Genomic DNA, 17,510 nt, shown 5'->3' with positions numbered 1-17,510 from the left:
CCCGTGGAAGGGGCGAGGGACCGTGGCCAAGCAGGTCGTACCCGAGGAGAGGCGGCGTCGGCGCCGGCCCACCCGGAGCGGCACCGTGCTGTCCGAGCGGCTGATCGTCGAGGCGGCGCTGCGCCTGCTGCGCGAGCACGGCAGCGCCGGCCTGTCCGCCCGCCGTCTCGGCATCGCCCTCGACTGCGACCCCAGCACCCTCTACCGGTACTTCCGGGGCATGGACGAGCTGACCCTGGCCATCGGCGACGCGCTCGTCGGCGAGGCGCTGCGCGGCTGGCGGCCGACGGGGGAGTGGCGCACGGATCTGCACACCGTCGGGCTGCGCATCCACGCCGCCTACGTCGCCCACCCGCAGGCCGCCCAGCTCACCGCGAGCCGGGTGACCGGCCGGGCCAACGAACTCGCCGCCGACGAGGCCGTCCTGGACGTGCTGCGCACCGCGGGGTTCCCGCTGCCGGACACCGTGCGGATCTACCACGCCTTCATCGACCAGACGCTGGCCTTCGCCGCCCTGGACGCCGCGTCCCTGGCCCTGCCCCGGGCCGCGCAGCGCGCGGACGACGCGGTCTGGCGGTCGACGTACGCCCGGCTGCCCGCCGAGACCCACCCCCGGATCGCCGAGGCGGCCCCGCTGCTGTCGACCCGCATGGTGACCAGCGCCTACCCGACGGCGCTGGAGATGCTGCTGGACAGTGCGCAGGCGACGCTTGCCGGACTCAGCTCCTGAGGGCCTCGGCCGCCGTCGCCGTCACCGCGTCCGCCACCACCGCCAGCGCCGGGGAGTCCAGCTTCCACTGCTGCCAGTACAGGGGGACGTCCAGCGGGTGTTCGGGGGCGAGGGAGACCAGGCGGCCGGAGCGCAGCAGCGGGTCGGCCTGCACCTCGGGCACCATGCCCCAGCCCAGGCCGGCGACCACGGCGGTCACGAATCCCTCCGAGGTCGGCACCGCCTGTCGTACCGGACTCGCGCCGCCGACGCCCCGGCGCAGCCCGCGCACGAACGCGTCCTGGAGATCGTCGCTCCGGTCGAAGGTCATCACGGGTGCCCGGCCGAGGGTTTCGTGCAGCGGGCCGTCGCCCAGGTGGCGGGAGACGAAGTCCGGGGTCGCGGCGGCCAGGTAGCGCATCGTGCCCAGGGTCCGCACGGTGCAGCCGGTCACGGCTTCGGGCGACGAGGTCACCGCGGCCATCACCAGCCCCTCCCGCAGGAGTTCCGCCGTGCGGGTCTCGTCCTCGCGGTGCAGTTCGAAGCAGAGCTGCGGCTCCCGCGGCACCCGGGTCAGGGCCGGCAGGAACCAGGTGGCGAGCGAGTCCGCGTTCACCGCGACCGTCACCCGGGCCGGCTCGCCCTCGCCGCTCATGCCCAGTTCGGACCGCGTGTCGCGCTCGAGCCGGGCGAGCTGGCGGGCGAACCGGACCACGATCTCGCCGGACTCCGTGGGCCGCACCGGCTTGGTGCGCAGCAGCAGCACCCGGCCCGTGCGCTGCTCCAGTGCCTTGACGCGCTGGCTGACCGCCGACGGCGTCACATGCAGGGCGGCGGCCGCCGCGTCGAAGGTGCCCTCGTCCACCACCGCGAGCAGGGTGCGCACCTGGTCGAGCGGAAGGTCCGTCATCATCCGATCATCACGAGAGCTAATGATACGTAAGAATCTTTAGCTGTACGTACAGTGATCGCTTCCCTAGCGTGGACGTCATGTCCCACACCCTCACCGCCGTGGTCGCCGGATTCGGCACCGGGCTGTCGCTCATCGTCGCCATCGGCGCCCAGAACGCGTTCGTCCTGCGTCAGGGCATCCGCCGTGACGCCGTCCTCGCCGTCGTCGGGATCTGCGCCCTGTCCGACGCACTGCTCATCGCCCTGGGCGTGGGCGGGGTGGGCGCGTTGGTGGTGGCCTGGCCCGGGGCACTGACCGCGGTCGGCTGGATCGGCGGTCTGTTCCTGCTCTGCTACGGGGCGCTGGCCGCCCGGCGGGCGTTCCGGCCCGCGGGTGCCCTGGCGGCCGAGGGGGAGAGCGCGGGCTCCCTGCGCCGCGCCGTGCTGACCTGTCTGGCACTGACCTGGCTCAACCCGCACGTCTACCTCGACACGGTTTTCCTGCTCGGCTCCGTCGCCGCCGACCGCGGCCCGCTGCGCTGGACCTTCGGCCTCGGCGCCGCCTTCGCCAGCCTGTGCTGGTTCGCCGCGCTGGGCTTCGGCGCCCGGCTGCTCGGCCGGTTCCTGACCCGGCCGGCCGCCTGGCGCGTCCTGGACGGCCTGGTCGCCGCCACGATGATCGTCCTCGGTGTGACGCTCGTCGCCGGGGCCTGACCGCTGAAGGCTCGTCATACGCCGTCCGGAATCTGAGATCGCGCGTCCACAGAGCGGTGAAAGCACAGCAGGTGCTGGGATAGTGACCTCCGGACCGAAAGATGTAGCGAGCAACCAGGGATCCCGTGGACACGAGCGAGAGCAGCACCGCACCCGAGGCCGAGGAGGCCGACCCGAGTCCGCAGGACCGGCCCCGGCGCGGCTGGCGCCGCTGGGCGATGGACACCCGACCGCTGCGCCGGCCGGCCTACCGGCGACTGTGGTCCTCGACCATCGTCACGGCCGTGGGCAGCCAGCTCACCGCCGTCGCGGTACCCAAGCAGATCTACGACATCACCGGCTCCTCCGCCTGGGTCGGCTACGCGAGCCTCGCCGGGCTGGTGCCGATGGTGCTGTTCGCGCTGTGGGGCGGCGCGGTCGCCGACACCGTCGACCGGCGCAAGCTGCTGCTGGTCACCAACAGCGGTATCGCCGTCACCTCGGTGCTGTTCTGGCTCCAGGCGGCCTCGGGACTCGACTCGGTCGCCGTGCTGATGGTGCTGCTCGCCACCCAGCAGGCGTTCTTCGGCCTCAACGCGCCCGCCCGCAACGCCTCCATCGCCCGGCTGGTGCCGGCGGGCGAACTCGCCGCAGCCAACGCCCTCGGCTCGACCGTCATGCAGACCGGTCTGGTCGCCGGACCGCTGCTCGCGGGCTCCCTGATCCCCGTCATCGGCCTGCCCGAGCTGTACCTCCTCGACGCCTTGGCGCTGTGCGTGACGCTGTGGGCCGTGGCCCGTCTGCCCGCGCTGCCGCCCCTGGCGAGCGCCACCGCCCGGCGCGCCGGAGTGCGGGAGATCGTGGCGGGCTTCCGCTACATCTCCCGGCACAAGGTCCTGCTGCTGTCCTTCCTCGCCGACGTCATCGCCATGGTCTTCGGCATGCCCCGGGCCCTGTTCCCGCAGCTCGCCGCCGAGACGTACGCCTCCTACGGCGAAGGGCTCGCCCTGGGCCTGCTGTTCGCGGCGATCCCCATCGGCGCGGTGCTGGGCGGACTGTTCTCCGGCACGTTCTCCCGGGCGCGGCGGCACGGCTGGATGGTCATCGGCGCGGTCGTCGCCTGGGGTGCGGCGATCGCCGGGTTCGGACTGAGCGGCAGTCTGTGGCTCGCCGTGGTGTTCCTGGTCTGTGCCGGGGTCGCCGACATGGTCTCCATGATCTTCCGCGGGGCGATCCTGCTGTCCGCCGCCACCGACGAGATGCGCGGCCGTATGCAGGGCGTCTTCACGGTCGTCGTCGCGGGCGGACCCCGGCTGGCCGACGCCCTGCACGGCACGGCGGGCGCCGCCTTCGGGCCCCGTGTCGCGGTCGCGGGCGGCGGTCTGCTGGTCGTGGCCTCGATGCTGGGCCTGGCGGTCGCCGTGCCCGCGCTGCGCCGGTACCGCGTCTGAGCCGGGGGCGGGGTCTAGAGCTCCCCGCGCCGGTGGGTCCCGTACTGCTCCATCAGCTTGCCCCGGGTCGTCTCCAGCCGGTGCGCGAGGATCTCGGCCACGATCCGTATCAGTGACATCCCGAGCGCCGGATCCTCGTCGCACAGAGCGAGGACCGGCGACGCCTCGAACTCGTAGGCCCGTACGGGGCTGAAGGCCTCCGCGCCGAAGTCCCACCGGTACGGCGGGAACAGCCACGACCAGCCCAGCAGGTCGCCGGCGCCGAGGCTCGCGACGGTGACCCGCCGCAGGGAGGTCACCTGCTGGACGAGCGAGACCGCGCCGGAGCGGATGACCCAGAAGCGGTCGGCGGTGCCGCCCGCGTCGAAGATCCGGGCGTCCTCCGGGAAGGACACCTCACGGGCCAGTGTCATCAGATGCTGACGCTGGGGCGGGGGAAGCGCGGTCAGCAGTTTCGTCGCTTTGGTCATGGCCCGGAGCTCCTCGCCGACGATCGGTAGGGGTGCTTCCCCTTCCCATTTGAGCCGCTGCCGACGCCCCGGGCACCTCGGCGGGCCGCACTTTCGCCGTGAGGGCCACGAGGGCATGGAAAAGCCCTGGCTGGACGGGGGAGACCAGCCAGGGCGGCAAGAGGTGGTGCACGGAGGAGGAGTGGCTACGACCCCGCTCACCAGGTATGAATGAACCGTAAACCATTCGCGGAGATTTTGTGTACTCGAAACCCGGTCCCGTGACCTGTTTCACTCGAAGTGCGGTGTCCTGGGCGACGACCCTGATCGTCCGCAGTTCCGGATCGGTCGGATCGGGGAGGTTCATGCCGGCCGCCAGACCGGTGCTGAGACAGCGCGGCGCGGGCTCCGTGAGTCGCTCACCGGGCAGGACGGCCGGGATCCCCGGCGGGTACGGCGTGGTCATCTCGGCGGCGATCCGCCCGGCTGCCTCGCTCGGTGCCACGTTCTCGGCGGCTCCGAAGAGCGCGTCCCGGGGCGGCATCGCCTGCGCCATGCGCAGTTCGGCGGGGCCCGGCACCTCGACCCGCGGGGCCGGGCCCAGGTCGGGCGCTGCATGAGAAGATCGGCTCCCGCGGCCCCGGTCAGCGGGGCTCGGCGCTCCGGCCGGGCGTCACGATCTCGTCCAGCACCTTGAGCACGGCCTCGTAGGCGAGACCCCGGGTCCGGGCGTCCTTCGCGTCGTCCGCGCGTTCCGTGTCGGCCCGGGCGAGGTCCGCGCTCCGGGCCCGCCAGGCCAGCAGCTCCTCGTGGGCGCAGGCCCTCGCCCGCTGGATGCGCCGCAGCAGTTCGTCCGAGTCCACCACATCGGTCATCTCTTCCGCCTACCCGGATCGTCGGGACGAATGCTCCCCGTCCGGGAGGTTTGGCCGCCGCGGGGGCGGCCAGCCGCAAAGGAGACGACCGCACCGTCCGGTGGAACAGAGCGCCGGGTGCGGAAGAGACGCCGAACCCGCCGTGGAGGTGCGGCCGTCCGACCAGCCGGGACCAGCCAGGGGAGCGAAGGGATGCGTACGAACGACTCGACCGACCGTGAGGACGCGCAGGACGGCGCCTTCGGTCGCGGAGGGCACGAGCAGTGCAGGCCGGCCGACGTCCGCAGTGCCGTGCGACAGGCGGTGACCGGGCGCTGCGGGACCATCGGCTGCCCGTACGACGAGGACGGGCTCTCGGACGCCCTGCTCGTCGCCTCGGAACTGACGAGCAACGCCATCCTGCACGGCGGCGGCATCACCGGATTCGACGTCGACATGGACGGGCCGGCCGTGCGCGTCTCCGTCAGCGACCGCAGCGACCGGCTGCCGGTCACCACCGACCCGCTCGACGAACAGGGCCGACAGCGCACCGGCGGTCGCGGCTGGCCGATCGTCTGCCGGCTGGCCCGCAACGTCAGGGTGGCCTGTCTGCCCTCCGGCGGTAAGCGCATCACCGCCGTCGTCCCCGTGTTCTGACCCCCGGCGCCGACCGGCCCGGGCCATGGGCCCGCGAACCTGTGAACGCCTTTCGGACGGGCGGAGTTTGTTCCTCCAGGGGTAGGGCAGACGGAGGTTCGTGCTTCGGACCGGAGGCGCGCCGACGGGAGCGAGTTGTCGCTCCGGAGCGTCGCACGCGTTCCGGACGGCAGGAGTTCTCGTCGCCAGTCCCTGAAACCACCGTTCAGGAGAGCGATACCGCATGCCTATCGACATGTCGACAAGCCGTCCTTCTGCTTCCGCCCCCACCACCGCGCAGCTGCGGCGCACCCATGCCGACGCGCCCGACACCATGAGCCGGTTCGCCCGGCTGGTCACCCTGGAGGAGGGCCCCGAGCGGGACGCCGTACGCGACGAGCTCGTCACCGCCTGGCTCCCCATGGCCCACCGCATCGCCGGCCGATTCCGCGACCGCGGTGAGGCGATCGAGGACCTGCGACAGGTCGCGGCGCTGGGACTGGTCAAGGCCGTCGACCGTTTCGACCCCGAGCGCGGGGCCTTCGAGAGCTATGCCGTGCCCACCATCACCGGGGAGATCAAGCGGCACTTCCGGGACCGGATGTGGGCGCTGCGCGTGCCCCGCCGGGTACAGGAACTGCGCAACAAGGTCCGCGTCGCCCGCCGGGAACTCACCCAGAATCCCGGGGCGGCCGAGCCCTCCGTGGCCGACATCGCCACCCACACCGGGCTCACCGAGGACGAGGTGAACGCCGGCCTGGAGGCCCTGGAGAGCTTCAGCACCCTTTCGCTGGACGCCGAGACCTCGGCCGGTGACGACGGCTACAGCCTCGCCGACACCCTGGGCGACTCCGACGACTCCTTCGACGTCGTGGTCGACCGCGAGTCCGCCAAGGAAGGCCTGCGCCGGCTGCCGGAACGCGAGCGCGCCATTCTCTACATGCGGTTCTTCGAAGACATGACGCAGAGCAGGATCGCCGACCAGCTGGGCATCTCCCAGATGCACGTGTCCCGGCTCATCAGCCGCAGCTGCGAGCGGGTGCGCCAGGAAGCTCTGCGCTGACGGCACGACATTCACCCATTCCGAACGGAGGAGAAGCAGACCGATGCTCATGCCGCATCCCGCTGTCCTGCGCAGACTCGTCGACGAGTACGAGGCGCTGACACGATCCGGATCCACCGAGGAACAGCCCCAGGCACAGGCGCAGGCGCGTGATCTCGCCTACACGCTGTGCGTGTCCACGGGCACGCGCGACGTGAGGCACGCCCTGGAGACGGCACGTCAATGGCTCGAGGCGGCGTCGGCCGCCGACGCCTCGATACGCCCGCCGACCGACAGAGATCCCCACGTGTACGCCTGACGGGCGGGGTGGACGCGCCGGATCCCGCGTCCACCCCGCCGCTCTTTCGGCCGGGACACGGTCCAGGAGCGCCGGACGTGTGTACCGCGAGAGCCGGGGCATGCGGATCCCGCAGGAAATCGGGGAGATTCTGGGGAGGGCGAAATGAACACGAGTGCTCTGGCGCGCAACGGCAGGGTCGGGGTGGAGCGAGCCGCACGCGGCTCGGTGACGAAGGGCGCCGCCAAGGCGGGGCTCGCCGCACGAGGCGTCATCTATCTGCTGGTCGGCCTGCTGGCCCTGCAGATCGCCTCCGGCGACGGCAGCCAGCAGGCCGACCGCCAGGGAGCTCTGGAGGAGATCTCGAAGAAGCCCTTCGGCGCCGTACTGCTGTGGGCACTGGGCATCGGACTCGTCGGCATGGCGCTCTGGCGGCTGTCGGAGGTCGTCTTCGGCGGAGCCGGCGCCGACGGGCGCAGCGCCAAGAAGCGCCTGCTCGCTCTCGTCCGGTGCGGCTTCTACTCCTTCGTCGCCTACTCCGTGCTGGCCTTCGCCGCCGGATCGGGCAGCGGCGGCGGTTCCGGAGACGAGCAGTCCCGGGACGTGACCGCCCGGGCCCTCGAGCTGCCCGCGGGCCAGTGGATCGTGGGCGCGGGAGGCACGGGCATCATCGTCGCGGGCGTGTGGATCGGCGCCCGCGCCGTCATGCGGTCCTACCGGAAGAAGATGCGGCTGGGGGATATGTCCCCGCGCATGCGGCGGCTGGTGGACATCACCGGGGTGGGCGGCGGCGCGGCCCGTGGCGTGGTGTTCGCCGCCGCGGGAGTCTTCGCCGTACGGGCCGCCGTCGAGTACCAGCCGGACGAGGCCAAGGGGATCGACGACACACTGCGTTCCTTCGCCGCCACGCCCGCGGGTCCCGGCCTCCTGGCCTGCGTCGCGGCCGGACTCGTGCTCTTCGGACTGTTCTCGTTCGCCATGGCCCGCTGGCGCAAGGTCTGACGTCCGGTTGTGTGGGAACACGGACCAGATGAACGATTCAGAGTTCCCGCGCGACGGACGGCCCGTGGACATGTACCTCGACCTTCTGCGCGTCCGCATGGACAGCGAGGACTATCAGCTGCTGCTGAAGGTCGTCGCACCCGCGCTGCGCGCACTCGAGGAACAACGACCCGAGAGTCTCGACTTCGCCCTCGATCCGGAGGACACCCAGCAACTGCCCCAGGAGATCCGTGACGAAGCTGCCCTGGTCATCGCCACCGCGGTGACCGGCCGGCTGGACAACCAGCTGGTGGAGATAGACGTCGACGGCACCGGCCCGGTCCGAGTGGTCACCGACGCGGGCACCGCGTCCGACCCCACCCGCCTCGCCGAGATCGCCGGCTGTATCCGACAGCGCCACCAGGACACCGAGGAGCTGCGCGGCATCGCGGCGGCGAGCGACATGTCCACGGACTTCTGACCGTGGAAGGACCCGCCGTCACTTCGGCGGAGCCACCGGCACGCCGAGCGGCCGGGCCAGGCCGACCACCGCTTCGTCCAGGCGCTGCAGGTGCCGCAGGACGCGGTCGGTCACCCGGCCGTAGCGCGGCGTTCCCGGGCCTCCCGGCATCAGCAGCGAGGCGATGCTCGGCCCGGTCAGCACCTCGGCGGTGCTCCGCTCGCCCGCCACGCGCGCGGAGATCGCCCCGATGTTGTGGTGGATGCGCTGCCCGGCGCGGCGCAGCCCCGGGTCCGCCACGATCGATCGCTGCGTCGGCAGCAGCTCGGCCATGGCCGCCAGGGTCCGCGCGTGGTACGCACAGGTCTCCAGCAGCGCGACGACGTACCGGGCCGTGTCCCGCCGGGTCCGCAACGGCGTGACCGGGTGGGTCAGGGGCTGCGTGGCCGCCCGCAGATCGGCCAGTGCCTGGTCCAGATCACGGGCCCGGTCCAGCAGCTCGGCCGGGGGACCGCCGCTCAGCTGCTCCACGGCCGCCTCGGTGACATCGGTCAGCCGGTCCAGCACGGTCGTCAGCAGCTCGTTCGTCCGCCGGTCGGTGTGCACCGGCAGCACCAGCGCCGCCGCGACGATTCCGCAGGCCGCCCCCAGCGCGGTCTCCTCCACCCGCAGCACCAGCACCGACATGCTGTAGGTGTGCAGCAGCGTGTACAGCACACCCAGCGCCGCTGTCACGAAGAACGACATCAGCGTGTACGACAGCGGCGCCGTGTAGAACATCGCGAACACGCACAGCAGCACCACGGCGAACGCCGTCCACGTGTGGTGACCGACCACCCCCGCCAGCAGGATGCCGGCGACCACCCCGAGCACGGTGCCCAGCAGCCGCCGGTAGCCCTTGACCAGGATCTCCCCGGTGGAGGCGGTGTTGATGAACACGATCCAGCAGGTCAGCACCGCCCAGTACCAGCGGTGCGAGGAGAGCAGCTCGCCGCCGACGATGGCCAGCGACGACCCGACGGCGACCTGCACGGCGGCCCGGGTGGTCGGCCGCCGCAGCCCCGTCTCCTTCCCGGCCGAGTCGGAGTCCTCGTCCTCCTCGCCCGCGCCGATCGCTGCGTCCTCCGCGTCCAGTTCCTCGCGGGAGCGCGCCGTCTCGGGACTGTCCTCGGACTCGTCCTGAGGCCCGTCGAGCGCGATCCGCAGCCCCAGCACCGCGCGCGCCGCCTCACCGACGCCCCGGAAGACGTCCTGGACGGCGGGCGACGCCTTCGGCAGGTTCTCCTCGTCCCGGTAGCCGAGCAGCCGGTTGCGGACGTGAGCCGTGGCCGCGCCCTCCGCGACGGAGATCCGCACCAGCAGCCGCAGGGCCCCCAGATCACGGCGCAGCGCGGCGAGGGCCTCGTCCCGGACAGGGAGATGGCCGCCCTCCGGCAGTGGCGCGCCCGGCAGGTGCAGGGTCAGGGTGTCGGCCCGCTCGGCGCTGCGTGCGGTCAGCAGCAGCAGGCCGAGCCGCTCGGCGGCGATCTCGGCGTCGGCGATCCGGCGCTGCACCAGCCGGGCCGTCGCCTGGTCCGGAGTGCCCTCGTCCAGCCGGCCCTGGATCAGCATCGCCGTCTCGTGCAGCCGGGCAGTGCCCTCGCGCACATGGGCCAGTGCCTTCTCCACGTCGTCCGGGCCGGCGTCCAGAAGATCGAGCTGGGCGGCCAGCAACTGCGCGAGCCGCGCCCGGAAGGCCCCGCGCAGCCGCAGGAGGATCCCGGTCGGCGTCTGCGGCACCAGCACGAAGCGCGCCACCGCACTGCATCCGAAGGCGACGGCCAGCACCGCGTAGAACCCCGGCAGGCTCGATGTGGTGACCCCGACGAACAGGGACAGGAAGTAGACCTGGAAGCCGACCAGGCCGAGCGCCGTGCCCCGGTCACCGAACCGGCGGCCGTAGACGGCGCAGAAGATCAGGGCCACGAAGAAGAGGTCACCGGCCACCGTCCGCGAGCTGAGCAGCGCCGCCAGCGACATCGAGGCGAACGCCACCGGCAGACCCAGCGCCAGGGTGACGGCCTGCCGGTCGCGCTGCTTCTCCCGGATCGCGAACGTGGCGACCATCGCGGCGATGGCGCCCGCCACCAGATGCGAGACGTCCGCGCCCAGCAGCGAGAGCACGGCCAGCGTGAGGGAGATCGCACCGACCGTGCGCAACCCGGCCGCCAGACGCAGCAGCCCGGGGTCGGATGCCGCGATCCGATCCCGCCACCGCGCACCCCACGACCGTGCCGCCGCCCTCACGCCGCCGTACTCTCTCGCACCGTCCGACCTCAGGCGGTCTCCGACCCGGATCCCTCGATCTGCGCCCGCACCTGCTCGGGTGTCAGATAGCTGTCCGTGTACTCGAAGTCCTTCAGCTTCGCCGCCCGGCGCGCCTGGAAGCCGGTGCGCACGAAGTCGTCACCCGCGACCGCGTTGAGCGTCCAGTTCGTCAGCACCCGCGCCTTGGCCACCCCCGTGCGCAGCGCCCCCCAGTGGTAGCCGCGGGCCACCGCCTGCGCGGGCAGCCCCCGCAGCTCGATGCCGAGCGGCTTGGAGACGGCGTCGGTACCGCCGAGGTCGACGACCAGGCCGAGGTCCTTGTGCACGTAAGGCCGCATCGCCCGGCCCCGCAACGTCGCGATGACGTTGTCGGCGACGACCTTGCCCTGCCGCATCGCGTGCTGCGCCGTGGGCGGGCAGATCGCGCCCTGCTCGCCCTTGGCCTCGTCGGGTACGGCGGCGGCGTCCCCGAGCGCGAACACCCCGTCGTTCCCGGGCAGGTTCATCTCCGCGGTGACGGCGAGCCGCCCGCGGACCGTCTCCGCGCCGAGGGTCGCGATGAGCGGGCTCGCGACGACGCCCGCCGTCCAGATCAGGGTCCGGGTCGGGATCACCCGCCCGTCGGTGAAGGTGACCTCCTCCGGGCCCGCCTTGGCGATCGACACGCCCAGCGAGATGTCGATGCCCCGCTTGCGCAGCACCTCCTGCGCGCTGCGCCCGAGCTTGTCGCCGAGCTCCGGCATCAGCTTCGGCGCGATGTCGATCAGATGCCACTTGATCAGGCTCGGGTCCAGGTTCGGATAGCGCTTGACCGCGTTGTGGGTGAGGAGCTGGAGGCAGGCGGCGGTCTCGGTGCCGGCATAGCCACCGCCGACGACCACGAACTGGAGCCGCGAGGTGCGCTCGGCGGGGTCGTTGCTGGCGTCGGCGAGGTCGAGCTGGCTGATGACGTGGTCGCGGATGTACGCGGCCTCCGCGAGGGTCTTCATCCCGAAGGCGTGCTCGGTCAGCCCCGGGATGTCGAAGGTGCGGGTCACGCTGCCGGGAGCGAGCACGATGTAGTCGTAGGGCTCGTTGACGATCTCGTCGGTGATCGTCCGGATGACGCAGACCTTCGACTTGAGGTCCACGCCGATGGCACCGCCCGGGATGATGCGGGTGCGGTACTTCTTGCTGCGGCGCAGCGAAACGGCGATCGACTGGGGCGTCAGCACCCCTGAGGCGACCTGTGGCAGCAGCGGCAGATAGAGCTGGTAGGCGAACGGCGTCACCAGAGTGACGTCGGCCTCCGTGGCGGAGAGCGCGCGTTCCAGACGTCGAACGCACCCCACTCCCGCGAAGCCCGCGCCCACCACCAGGATCCTGGGTCGTGTCACGATGTCCATCCCTTTCTGCGGCTCCAGGCGGTCTGCCCCGACGTCATGCGCATGCCCCGCCCGCGGGCGTCTCGCACCTCATCGATCCCACCGCGCCCGGACTGGTTCCGCCAGCCGGGCGAGGCATGCAGACGAACGTTTCTCCTGAGGTCACCGACGTACCCCCCTCAGGGCCTGTGTACGCCCGTTGCCTTCGGGTAGGCCGTCGTACATGACAATTGCGGAGGCCGGAGGATAGTGGCGGTGTGGTGCGCGGACGGCTCCGACGACGGCCGCTGGGACAGTCGTCGGACACAGGCCGGGCAACTCGCCGAAGCGGTGGAGAGCCTGGTGGCCTGCTGGCTCATGGCCGCGGAGGAGACCAGACCCCGGCTGCCCGCTCGGCAGTTGCTGGCGCTGCGGACGGTGAAGAGCCGTCCGGAACTCAACATGACGGCCCTGGCCGAGCACCTGGGCGTCGGTCTGCCCACCGCGAGCCGCCTCTGCGACCGACTCGAGGCCGCCGGACTGCTGGAGCGGACCGTGCAGCCCAGCGACCGGCGCGAGGTGCAGCTCGTGGTGACCGTCTACGGACAACGCCTGCTCACCGACGTCGCCGAGCGCCGCGTACGGCGCCTCGCCTCCGTGTTCGAGGCGATGACCCCGGCCCAGCGCACCGCACTGGAACACGGGCTCTCCGGTTTCCACCAGGCACACACGTCGGGCAGGGGACCCGAGGACCCGGCGGACGGCTGACCGCTCCTCAGGACCCGGGCCGCGGGCGGCTGCCGAGGTGGCTGCCCGTGTGACTGCCCACGTGACACAGCAGCAGACAGACGTCGTCGTCCCGCTCGGAGTCGCTCAGCATCGGGTCCAGGATGCGCTCCGCCGAACCGTCCAGGTCCGCGTCCAGCTCCTCGGCACGGAACGAGCCGAGCGCCGCCGCCAGCCGCTCGATGCCCGGGTCTATGCCCTGCGCCCGCCGCTCGACCAGCCCGTCGGTGTAGAGCGCCAGCGTGGACCCCGGCTCCAACGGCACCGTGTGGTCGGCGATCTCCTGGTGCAGCGGGATGCCGAGCATCGCCCCCGGCTTGGCGTCCAGGGTGCGCACCCGCCCGTCCGGGCCGCGCAGCACGGGCGGCGGATGACCCGCTGCCGCCCACGTCAGCACCGGCTCGCCGGGCTGGAAGCGGGCGATCACGGCCGTCGCGTACAGGTCGGGCTGGAGGTGGTGCAGGAAGATGTGCAGCCGGGTCAGCAGCTCGCCCGGGCTGCCGCCGTCCACGGCGTAGGCGCGCAGCGCGGTCCGCAGCTGGCTCATCATCACCGCCGCGTGCAGCCCGTGCCCCGTCACGTCGCCGATGACGGTGATCAGGCTGCCGTCGGGCTGCCGGAACGCGTCGTACCAGTCGCCGCCGACGTTCAGCCCGTAGGTCGCCGGCAGATAGCGGGCCGCGAGCCGCAGGCCGGGGATGGTCGGCAGGTCGGTCAGCAGGGCCCGCTGGAGCGTCTCGGCGATGTCCCGGTTGTGCTCGAAACGGCGGGCGTTGTCGAGCGCGCCGCCGGCCCGCCGGGTGAGTTCCACGAGCATGACGGCGTCGTCCGGGTTCCAGCGCTCGCCGGGCGCGGTCAGCGTCACGACGCCCAGGGGCGTGCTGCGGGTCGGCAGCGGCACGCACAGCAGGGACCGGCCGGGATGCAGCGCCGACGGCGGCTGGTCGTCCACCCCGGGCAGACCGCCGGGGTGCGCGGCCGCGTACTGCGGCCGTCCGGTGCGGGCCGCGATCACGGCGGCCGCCGCACGCGGAACGGACGACACCCGCTCGTCCTCGGCGTCGAAGAGCCAGACGTCGGCCGTGCGGGCGTACTCCGGCACCAGCAGCTCGGGCAGCAGGCGGGCGATCTCCTCGTGGTTGAGGGAGGCCGTCAGCGTCGCGCTGGCGTCGGCGAGGAAGGTCAGCCTGCGCCGGGCGTCCTCCGCCTCCCGGCGCGCCGTGCGCTCCGCCGCGAAGGCCTCGCGCTGCGCCCGTCCGGCGGCGTCCAGCTCGGCGTGCAGCGCCAGCACACCCTGGTTGGTCTGGTGCAGCTCCTCCCGGTGGAAGGCGACGAGCTCCTCCTGCTCGGCCAGCCGCTCCAGCACCAGGGCGGTGTCCTCGTCGGCGCCGAGCAGGGCCTCCGCGAGGGCGGTCGCGTCACCCGCCGCGGCGTCGCAGACCGGGCCCGCGCCCGGCTCCGGGCAGGAGGCCGTGACGCACCACGGCCGCTCGCCGTCGGCGGGGGAGGGGGAGACCTCGACCCGCAGCGAGCCCCTCGCCACCGTCAGGACGAACCGCCAGCCGCCGCCCTTGGACAGACACCGGCGCAGCCGCGCGCTGAGGGCGGCGGCCATCCGGGTGCGTTCGAGCGGCGGTACGCCGCACGCGGCGGCCACCCGTGCGGTGGTGATCCGCGCGCGAGCCGCGTCGCTGACGGTGCTGATCGGCCAGGTGTGATTCATGGACCATCCGGCGGCGTCGGGGACAGGACGGCCACGGCGGTGTCGTCACGCACCGGGCGGGCGGAACTACCGGCGTCGCGGACCGTCACGGCGGCCGTGACGGCGGGGTCGCAGGACAGCAGGCGGGGGTCGACCGGCGGCGCCCAGCGGCTGGGCAGCCCGTCGCTGTGCAGGACGAGCAGACGGTCCGGCGCCCAGGCCGCCTCGGTCTCGGGCAGGCTCGTGGGGCGGTGCGCGCCGACTATCCCGGGCCGGGACAGCAGATGGCGCCAGGAGCCGCCCTCGCGCAGCCGCGCCCCCACATTGCCGACACCGGCGAACAGCAGCCGTCCGGACCGCAGGTCGAGCTGGGCCACCGCGACCGCGGCGCCCCGCGTACCGCGCAGCGCGGTGTCGAGCCGGCGCAGCAGTTCGGCCGGTGGCAGGTGGGGCGAGCGCTGTACCTCGTGGACCGCCGTGGTCGAGGCGCGGGCCGCCTCGGGGCCGTGGCCCAGCCCGTCGGCCAGCATCAGGGTCAGCCGGTCGCCTTCACGGACGCAGGTCCAGGCGTCCCCGGAACACGCGGCGCCCCGGAAGGGGATGTTGACGCCGCCGACCCGCGCGGAGAACACGGCGGACGCGGCGGAGGTGTCGTCGGGCGCGGCGGCCCCGGCCTGGCCGGGGGCCGGCTCACGGCGGCCGCGGGCGCGGGCCGGGCCGCCGATCCGGGCCAGCGCGACCGTCCCGCGGCCCGGGACGCTGTGCAGGTCGAAGTCGTCGGCGAGCCGCCGGCAGGTGCCCAGACCGGCGCCGAGCGAGCCCGCGGTGGAGAACCCGTCGCCCAGGGCGGTGGAGACGTCGGCCATGCCCGGCCCGTGGTCGACGGCGGCGACCTGCACGAGGAGGCCCCCCGGCCGCCCGCTCGGCGGGGGGACCGCCTCCACGAGGAGCTGTCCGCCGCGCGCGTGCTTGAGCAGGTTCGTCGCCAGCTCGGTCGCCACGAGGGCGGCGTCGGCGGTGCGCGACCGGTCCAGGCCCGCCAGCGCCGCCGCGCCCTCCGCGGCCACCCGGGCGTCGCGCACCCGCGTCGAGTCGTGCACCGGGACGTCCCACACGTGCGTCATCGTGGCTCCTCACGCTGCCGCGGCGGGCGGGCCGCCCAGGAGGTCACCGTGACCGTGGTGCCGACGCCGGGCGTGCTGTCGAGGGAGAACTCGTGCACCAGACGACGCGCCCCGCCCAGGCCGAGACCCAGCCCGCCGCCGGAGGTGTAGCCGTCGCTCAGCGCCCGCTCCGGGTCGGCGATGCCCGGCCCCTGGTCGCTGAACGTCAGGCGCAGCCCCTGGCTCCGCCCGTCGCACACGTGCTCCGCGGCCATCTCACCGCCACCGCCGTACACCAGGGTGTTGCGGGCCAGTTCGCTGGCCGCGGTGACCAGCTTGGTCTGGTCCACCAGGCCGAAGCCGAGCGCCGCGGCGGCCTGGCGCACGTGCTGCCGCACCCACACCAGGTCCAGGTCCGAGCGGATCGGCAGGCGGGCCTCGACGCCCGCGACCGTCCCGCTCACCGAGGCTCCAGGCGCGGGCCGCCCGGGGCCGTCATGGCGAGCAGATCGAGGGCCGCCTCGGTGTTGAGCGCGGTCCGCAGGCCGGGGAGCGAGAGCCCCAGCTCCACCAGCGTGATCGCCACCGCGGGGCGCATGCCGGCCACCACGGTCCGCGCGGCCAGCAGCCGGGAGCTCGCCGCGATCTCCGCCAGGACACGCCCCAGGAAGGAGTCGACGATCTCCACCCCGGAGATGTCGATGACCACGCCGGTCACCCGGTTGCGGACGATCTGCTCGGCGATGTCCTGCTGGAGCTGCTCCGCCGTACCGTCGTGCAGGTCGCCCTGGAGGGTGATCAGCAGGACGTCGCCGAGCCGGAGCACCGGTACGTGGGCCGTGGCCGAGAGGGAGAGGTCGTGGTTCACCGGGGACCCGCACCGCCGGGCGTCGCGAGCACGATGTCGGCACCCAGCCGGTGCAGGGCGTATCCCAGGGCGTCGGCGAGGCTGGACCTGGTCACCACCGTGCCCAGGTCCAGGCCGAGGTGCACGATGGTCTGGGCGATGGCGGGCCGGATGCCGGAGACGACGCACTCCGCGCCCATCAGCCGGACGGCCGCGACGGTCTTCATCAGGTGCTGCGCCACCAGCGAATCGACCATCGGCACACCGGTGATGTCCAGGATCGCGAAGCGGGCCTGCTGGTCGACGACCGACTCCAGCAGTGTCTCCATGACGACCTGGCTGCGAGCGCTGTCGAGCGTCCCGATGAGCGGCACGGCGACGATGCCGTCCCACAGTCGGATGACGGGGGTGGCGGCCTCGAGCAGCTCCAGGTGCTGTCGGTCGATCAGGGCCTGGCCCTCGCTCAGCGAGGTCTCCAGGACCACCAGCCGCAGGGTGCCCATGAGCACGGTCAGCAGGGTCGTGCACTCCCTGAGGTGCTCGGGCGTCGCCTCGGGCAGATCGGCCACCAGCAGGTTCACGGCGGGTGGCCGAAGGCCGTCCACCTCGGTGGACACCTGGCCGGAGGTGAGCCCGAAGCGGGCGCGGGAGGCCACCATCCTGGCCAGCTGCTCGCGGACCGCGGTGAATCCGGCCGCGTCCGTGTCGGCCACGCGGCCGGTCTCGGCGACCTGGGCGAGCGCGTCGACGACGACCCGGCCCGCCTCCACCGCCTCGTCCCGCGAGACGGTGAACACCGTGCGGAACAGCGGTTCGTCGGCCCAGCGCTGGGCGATCTGCTCCCGGCGGCGGTGCAGGAACTTCCCGACGTCGCTCGCGGGCGTGGTGTGCTCTGCGGCCGTTTCGTGCTCCGGCACGTGGTTCTCTCCTCAGTCCTGGTCGGCTTTTCTGTCGCCAC

The 17,510-nt window shown here is 72.9% G+C and carries 19 protein-coding genes and 1 pseudogene; 9 read left to right on the top strand and 11 right to left on the bottom strand.

Going from position 1 to position 17,510, the window contains the following annotated elements; translation table 11 throughout:
• Window positions 1-22 precede the first annotated feature (22 nt).
• Window positions 23-730, top strand: a complete 708-nt coding sequence (locus OG736_RS04060; RefSeq protein WP_327181184.1) for a TetR/AcrR family transcriptional regulator — start codon at window positions 23-25, stop codon at window positions 728-730.
• Here the strand turns inward: OG736_RS04060 and OG736_RS04055 are convergent.
• Window positions 720-1,622 carry a LysR family transcriptional regulator ArgP gene (locus OG736_RS04055; RefSeq protein ID WP_327181183.1) on the bottom strand — a complete coding sequence of 301 codons (903 nt, stop codon included), beginning with the start codon at window positions 1,620-1,622 and terminating at the stop codon, window positions 720-722. The genes OG736_RS04060 and OG736_RS04055 overlap by 11 nt on opposite strands.
• A gap of 77 nt (window positions 1,623-1,699) precedes the next feature.
• Between OG736_RS04055 and OG736_RS04050 the strand changes: the two genes are divergently transcribed.
• Entirely contained in the window at window positions 1,700-2,314 is a 615-nt protein-coding gene (locus tag OG736_RS04050; protein WP_327181182.1) for a LysE/ArgO family amino acid transporter, read from the top strand.
• Window positions 2,315-2,439: 125 nt separating this feature from the next.
• Entirely contained in the window at window positions 2,440-3,744 is a 1,305-nt protein-coding gene (locus OG736_RS04045; RefSeq protein WP_327181181.1) for an MFS transporter, read from the top strand.
• A gap of 14 nt (window positions 3,745-3,758) precedes the next feature.
• Here the strand turns inward: OG736_RS04045 and OG736_RS04040 are convergent, their stop codons facing one another.
• From OG736_RS04040 to OG736_RS04030, 3 genes and pseudogenes are all read right to left on the bottom strand, one after another.
• The gene (locus OG736_RS04040; RefSeq protein ID WP_327181180.1) at window positions 3,759-4,214 is read right to left on the bottom strand and encodes a cyclic nucleotide-binding domain-containing protein; all 456 of its coding nucleotides are present in this window, start codon (window positions 4,212-4,214) and stop codon (window positions 3,759-3,761) included.
• A 286-nt stretch (window positions 4,215-4,500) separates the two neighbouring features.
• Window positions 4,501-4,809 (bottom strand): annotated as a pseudogene (locus tag OG736_RS04035) (ornithine decarboxylase); the annotation flags it as partial.
• 28 nt (window positions 4,810-4,837) lie between these two features.
• Complete coding sequence (locus tag OG736_RS04030; protein WP_327181179.1) at window positions 4,838-5,068, bottom strand: hypothetical protein; 231 nt, start codon at window positions 5,066-5,068, stop codon at window positions 4,838-4,840.
• Window positions 5,069-5,260: 192 nt separating this feature from the next.
• Here OG736_RS04030 and OG736_RS04025 point away from each other — a divergent pair, with 192 nt between their 5' ends.
• The 5 genes from OG736_RS04025 to OG736_RS04005 all read left to right on the top strand — a co-directional run bounded on the left by OG736_RS04025 (window position 5,261) and on the right by OG736_RS04005 (window position 8,485).
• Window positions 5,261-5,704, top strand: a complete 444-nt coding sequence (locus OG736_RS04025; RefSeq protein ID WP_327181178.1) for an ATP-binding protein — start codon at window positions 5,261-5,263, stop codon at window positions 5,702-5,704.
• Between the two features lie 223 nt (window positions 5,705-5,927).
• Window positions 5,928-6,746, top strand: coding sequence for a SigB/SigF/SigG family RNA polymerase sigma factor (locus OG736_RS04020; RefSeq protein ID WP_327181177.1), 819 nt, complete (start codon window positions 5,928-5,930; stop codon window positions 6,744-6,746).
• Between the two features lie 43 nt (window positions 6,747-6,789).
• Window positions 6,790-7,044 carry a DUF5133 domain-containing protein gene (locus OG736_RS04015; protein WP_327181176.1) on the top strand — a complete coding sequence of 85 codons (255 nt, stop codon included), beginning with the start codon at window positions 6,790-6,792 and terminating at the stop codon, window positions 7,042-7,044.
• Between the two features lie 144 nt (window positions 7,045-7,188).
• A complete protein-coding gene (locus tag OG736_RS04010) occupies window positions 7,189-8,025 on the top strand; it encodes a DUF1206 domain-containing protein (RefSeq protein WP_327181175.1) in 837 nt (278 codons plus the stop codon).
• Window positions 8,026-8,053: 28 nt separating this feature from the next.
• Complete coding sequence (locus tag OG736_RS04005; RefSeq protein WP_327181174.1) at window positions 8,054-8,485, top strand: hypothetical protein; 432 nt, start codon at window positions 8,054-8,056, stop codon at window positions 8,483-8,485.
• A gap of 18 nt (window positions 8,486-8,503) precedes the next feature.
• Here OG736_RS04005 and OG736_RS04000 read toward each other — a convergent pair whose 3' ends face one another.
• Window positions 8,504-10,750 carry an FUSC family protein gene (locus OG736_RS04000; RefSeq protein WP_327181173.1) on the bottom strand — a complete coding sequence of 749 codons (2,247 nt, stop codon included), beginning with the start codon at window positions 10,748-10,750 and terminating at the stop codon, window positions 8,504-8,506.
• 29 nt (window positions 10,751-10,779) lie between these two features.
• Window positions 10,780-12,156 carry an NAD(P)/FAD-dependent oxidoreductase gene (locus tag OG736_RS03995; protein WP_327181172.1) on the bottom strand — a complete coding sequence of 459 codons (1,377 nt, stop codon included), beginning with the start codon at window positions 12,154-12,156 and terminating at the stop codon, window positions 10,780-10,782.
• A gap of 234 nt (window positions 12,157-12,390) precedes the next feature.
• Between OG736_RS03995 and OG736_RS03990 the strand changes: the two genes are divergently transcribed.
• Window positions 12,391-12,882 (top strand): MarR family winged helix-turn-helix transcriptional regulator, encoded by a 492-nt coding sequence (locus tag OG736_RS03990; RefSeq protein WP_442817155.1) that lies wholly within the window; start codon window positions 12,391-12,393, stop codon window positions 12,880-12,882.
• Between the two features lie 7 nt (window positions 12,883-12,889).
• Here OG736_RS03990 and OG736_RS03985 read toward each other — a convergent pair whose 3' ends face one another.
• From OG736_RS03985 to OG736_RS03965, 5 genes are read right to left on the bottom strand one after another with little or no spacing between them, the layout of a single operon-like run.
• The gene (locus tag OG736_RS03985) at window positions 12,890-14,623 is read right to left on the bottom strand and encodes a PP2C family protein-serine/threonine phosphatase (RefSeq protein WP_327181170.1); all 1,734 of its coding nucleotides are present in this window, start codon (window positions 14,621-14,623) and stop codon (window positions 12,890-12,892) included.
• The gene (locus OG736_RS03980; RefSeq protein WP_327181169.1) at window positions 14,620-15,726 is read right to left on the bottom strand and encodes a SpoIIE family protein phosphatase; all 1,107 of its coding nucleotides are present in this window, start codon (window positions 15,724-15,726) and stop codon (window positions 14,620-14,622) included. The genes OG736_RS03985 and OG736_RS03980 overlap by 4 nt, the downstream gene beginning before the upstream one ends.
• Entirely contained in the window at window positions 15,723-16,169 is a 447-nt protein-coding gene (locus tag OG736_RS03975; RefSeq protein ID WP_327181168.1) for an anti-sigma regulatory factor, read from the bottom strand. The genes OG736_RS03980 and OG736_RS03975 overlap by 4 nt, the downstream gene beginning before the upstream one ends.
• Window positions 16,166-16,573 (bottom strand): STAS domain-containing protein, encoded by a 408-nt coding sequence (locus OG736_RS03970; protein WP_327181167.1) that lies wholly within the window; start codon window positions 16,571-16,573, stop codon window positions 16,166-16,168. Before OG736_RS03970 ends, OG736_RS03975 begins: the two co-directional genes overlap by 4 nt.
• Entirely contained in the window at window positions 16,570-17,469 is a 900-nt protein-coding gene (locus OG736_RS03965) for an STAS domain-containing protein (RefSeq protein ID WP_327181166.1), read from the bottom strand. The genes OG736_RS03970 and OG736_RS03965 overlap by 4 nt, the downstream gene beginning before the upstream one ends.
• Between the last annotated feature and the right edge of the window lie 41 nt (window positions 17,470-17,510).

It is taken from the genome of Streptomyces sp. NBC_01334 (assembly GCF_035983595.1).
GTDB lineage: Bacteria > Actinomycetota > Actinomycetes > Streptomycetales > Streptomycetaceae > Streptomyces > Streptomyces coriariae.
This window is presented reverse-complemented; position numbering and strand designations above follow the sequence as displayed.

What these genes read in the sequence shown, in the direction of transcription:
- OG736_RS04055 (WP_327181183.1), bottom strand. Translation starts at nt 1,622, where the DNA reads ATGATGACGGACCTTCCGCTCGACCAGGTGCGCACCCTGCTCGCGGTG.
- OG736_RS04050 (WP_327181182.1), top strand. Translation starts at nt 1,700, where the DNA reads ATGTCCCACACCCTCACCGCCGTGGTCGCCGGATTCGGCACCGGGCTG.
- OG736_RS04040 (WP_327181180.1), bottom strand. Translation starts at nt 4,214, where the DNA reads ATGACCAAAGCGACGAAACTGCTGACCGCGCTTCCCCCGCCCCAGCGT.
- OG736_RS04030 (WP_327181179.1), bottom strand. Translation starts at nt 5,068, where the DNA reads ATGACCGATGTGGTGGACTCGGACGAACTGCTGCGGCGCATCCAGCGG.
- OG736_RS04025 (WP_327181178.1), top strand. Translation starts at nt 5,261, where the DNA reads ATGCGTACGAACGACTCGACCGACCGTGAGGACGCGCAGGACGGCGCC.
- OG736_RS04020 (WP_327181177.1), top strand. Translation starts at nt 5,928, where the DNA reads ATGCCTATCGACATGTCGACAAGCCGTCCTTCTGCTTCCGCCCCCACC.
- OG736_RS04015 (WP_327181176.1), top strand. Translation starts at nt 6,790, where the DNA reads ATGCTCATGCCGCATCCCGCTGTCCTGCGCAGACTCGTCGACGAGTAC.
- OG736_RS04010 (WP_327181175.1), top strand. Translation starts at nt 7,189, where the DNA reads ATGAACACGAGTGCTCTGGCGCGCAACGGCAGGGTCGGGGTGGAGCGA.
- OG736_RS04005 (WP_327181174.1), top strand. Translation starts at nt 8,054, where the DNA reads ATGAACGATTCAGAGTTCCCGCGCGACGGACGGCCCGTGGACATGTAC.
- OG736_RS03995 (WP_327181172.1), bottom strand. Translation starts at nt 12,156, where the DNA reads ATGGACATCGTGACACGACCCAGGATCCTGGTGGTGGGCGCGGGCTTC.
- OG736_RS03985 (WP_327181170.1), bottom strand. Translation starts at nt 14,623, where the DNA reads ATGAATCACACCTGGCCGATCAGCACCGTCAGCGACGCGGCTCGCGCG.
- OG736_RS03980 (WP_327181169.1), bottom strand. Translation starts at nt 15,726, where the DNA reads ATGACGCACGTGTGGGACGTCCCGGTGCACGACTCGACGCGGGTGCGC.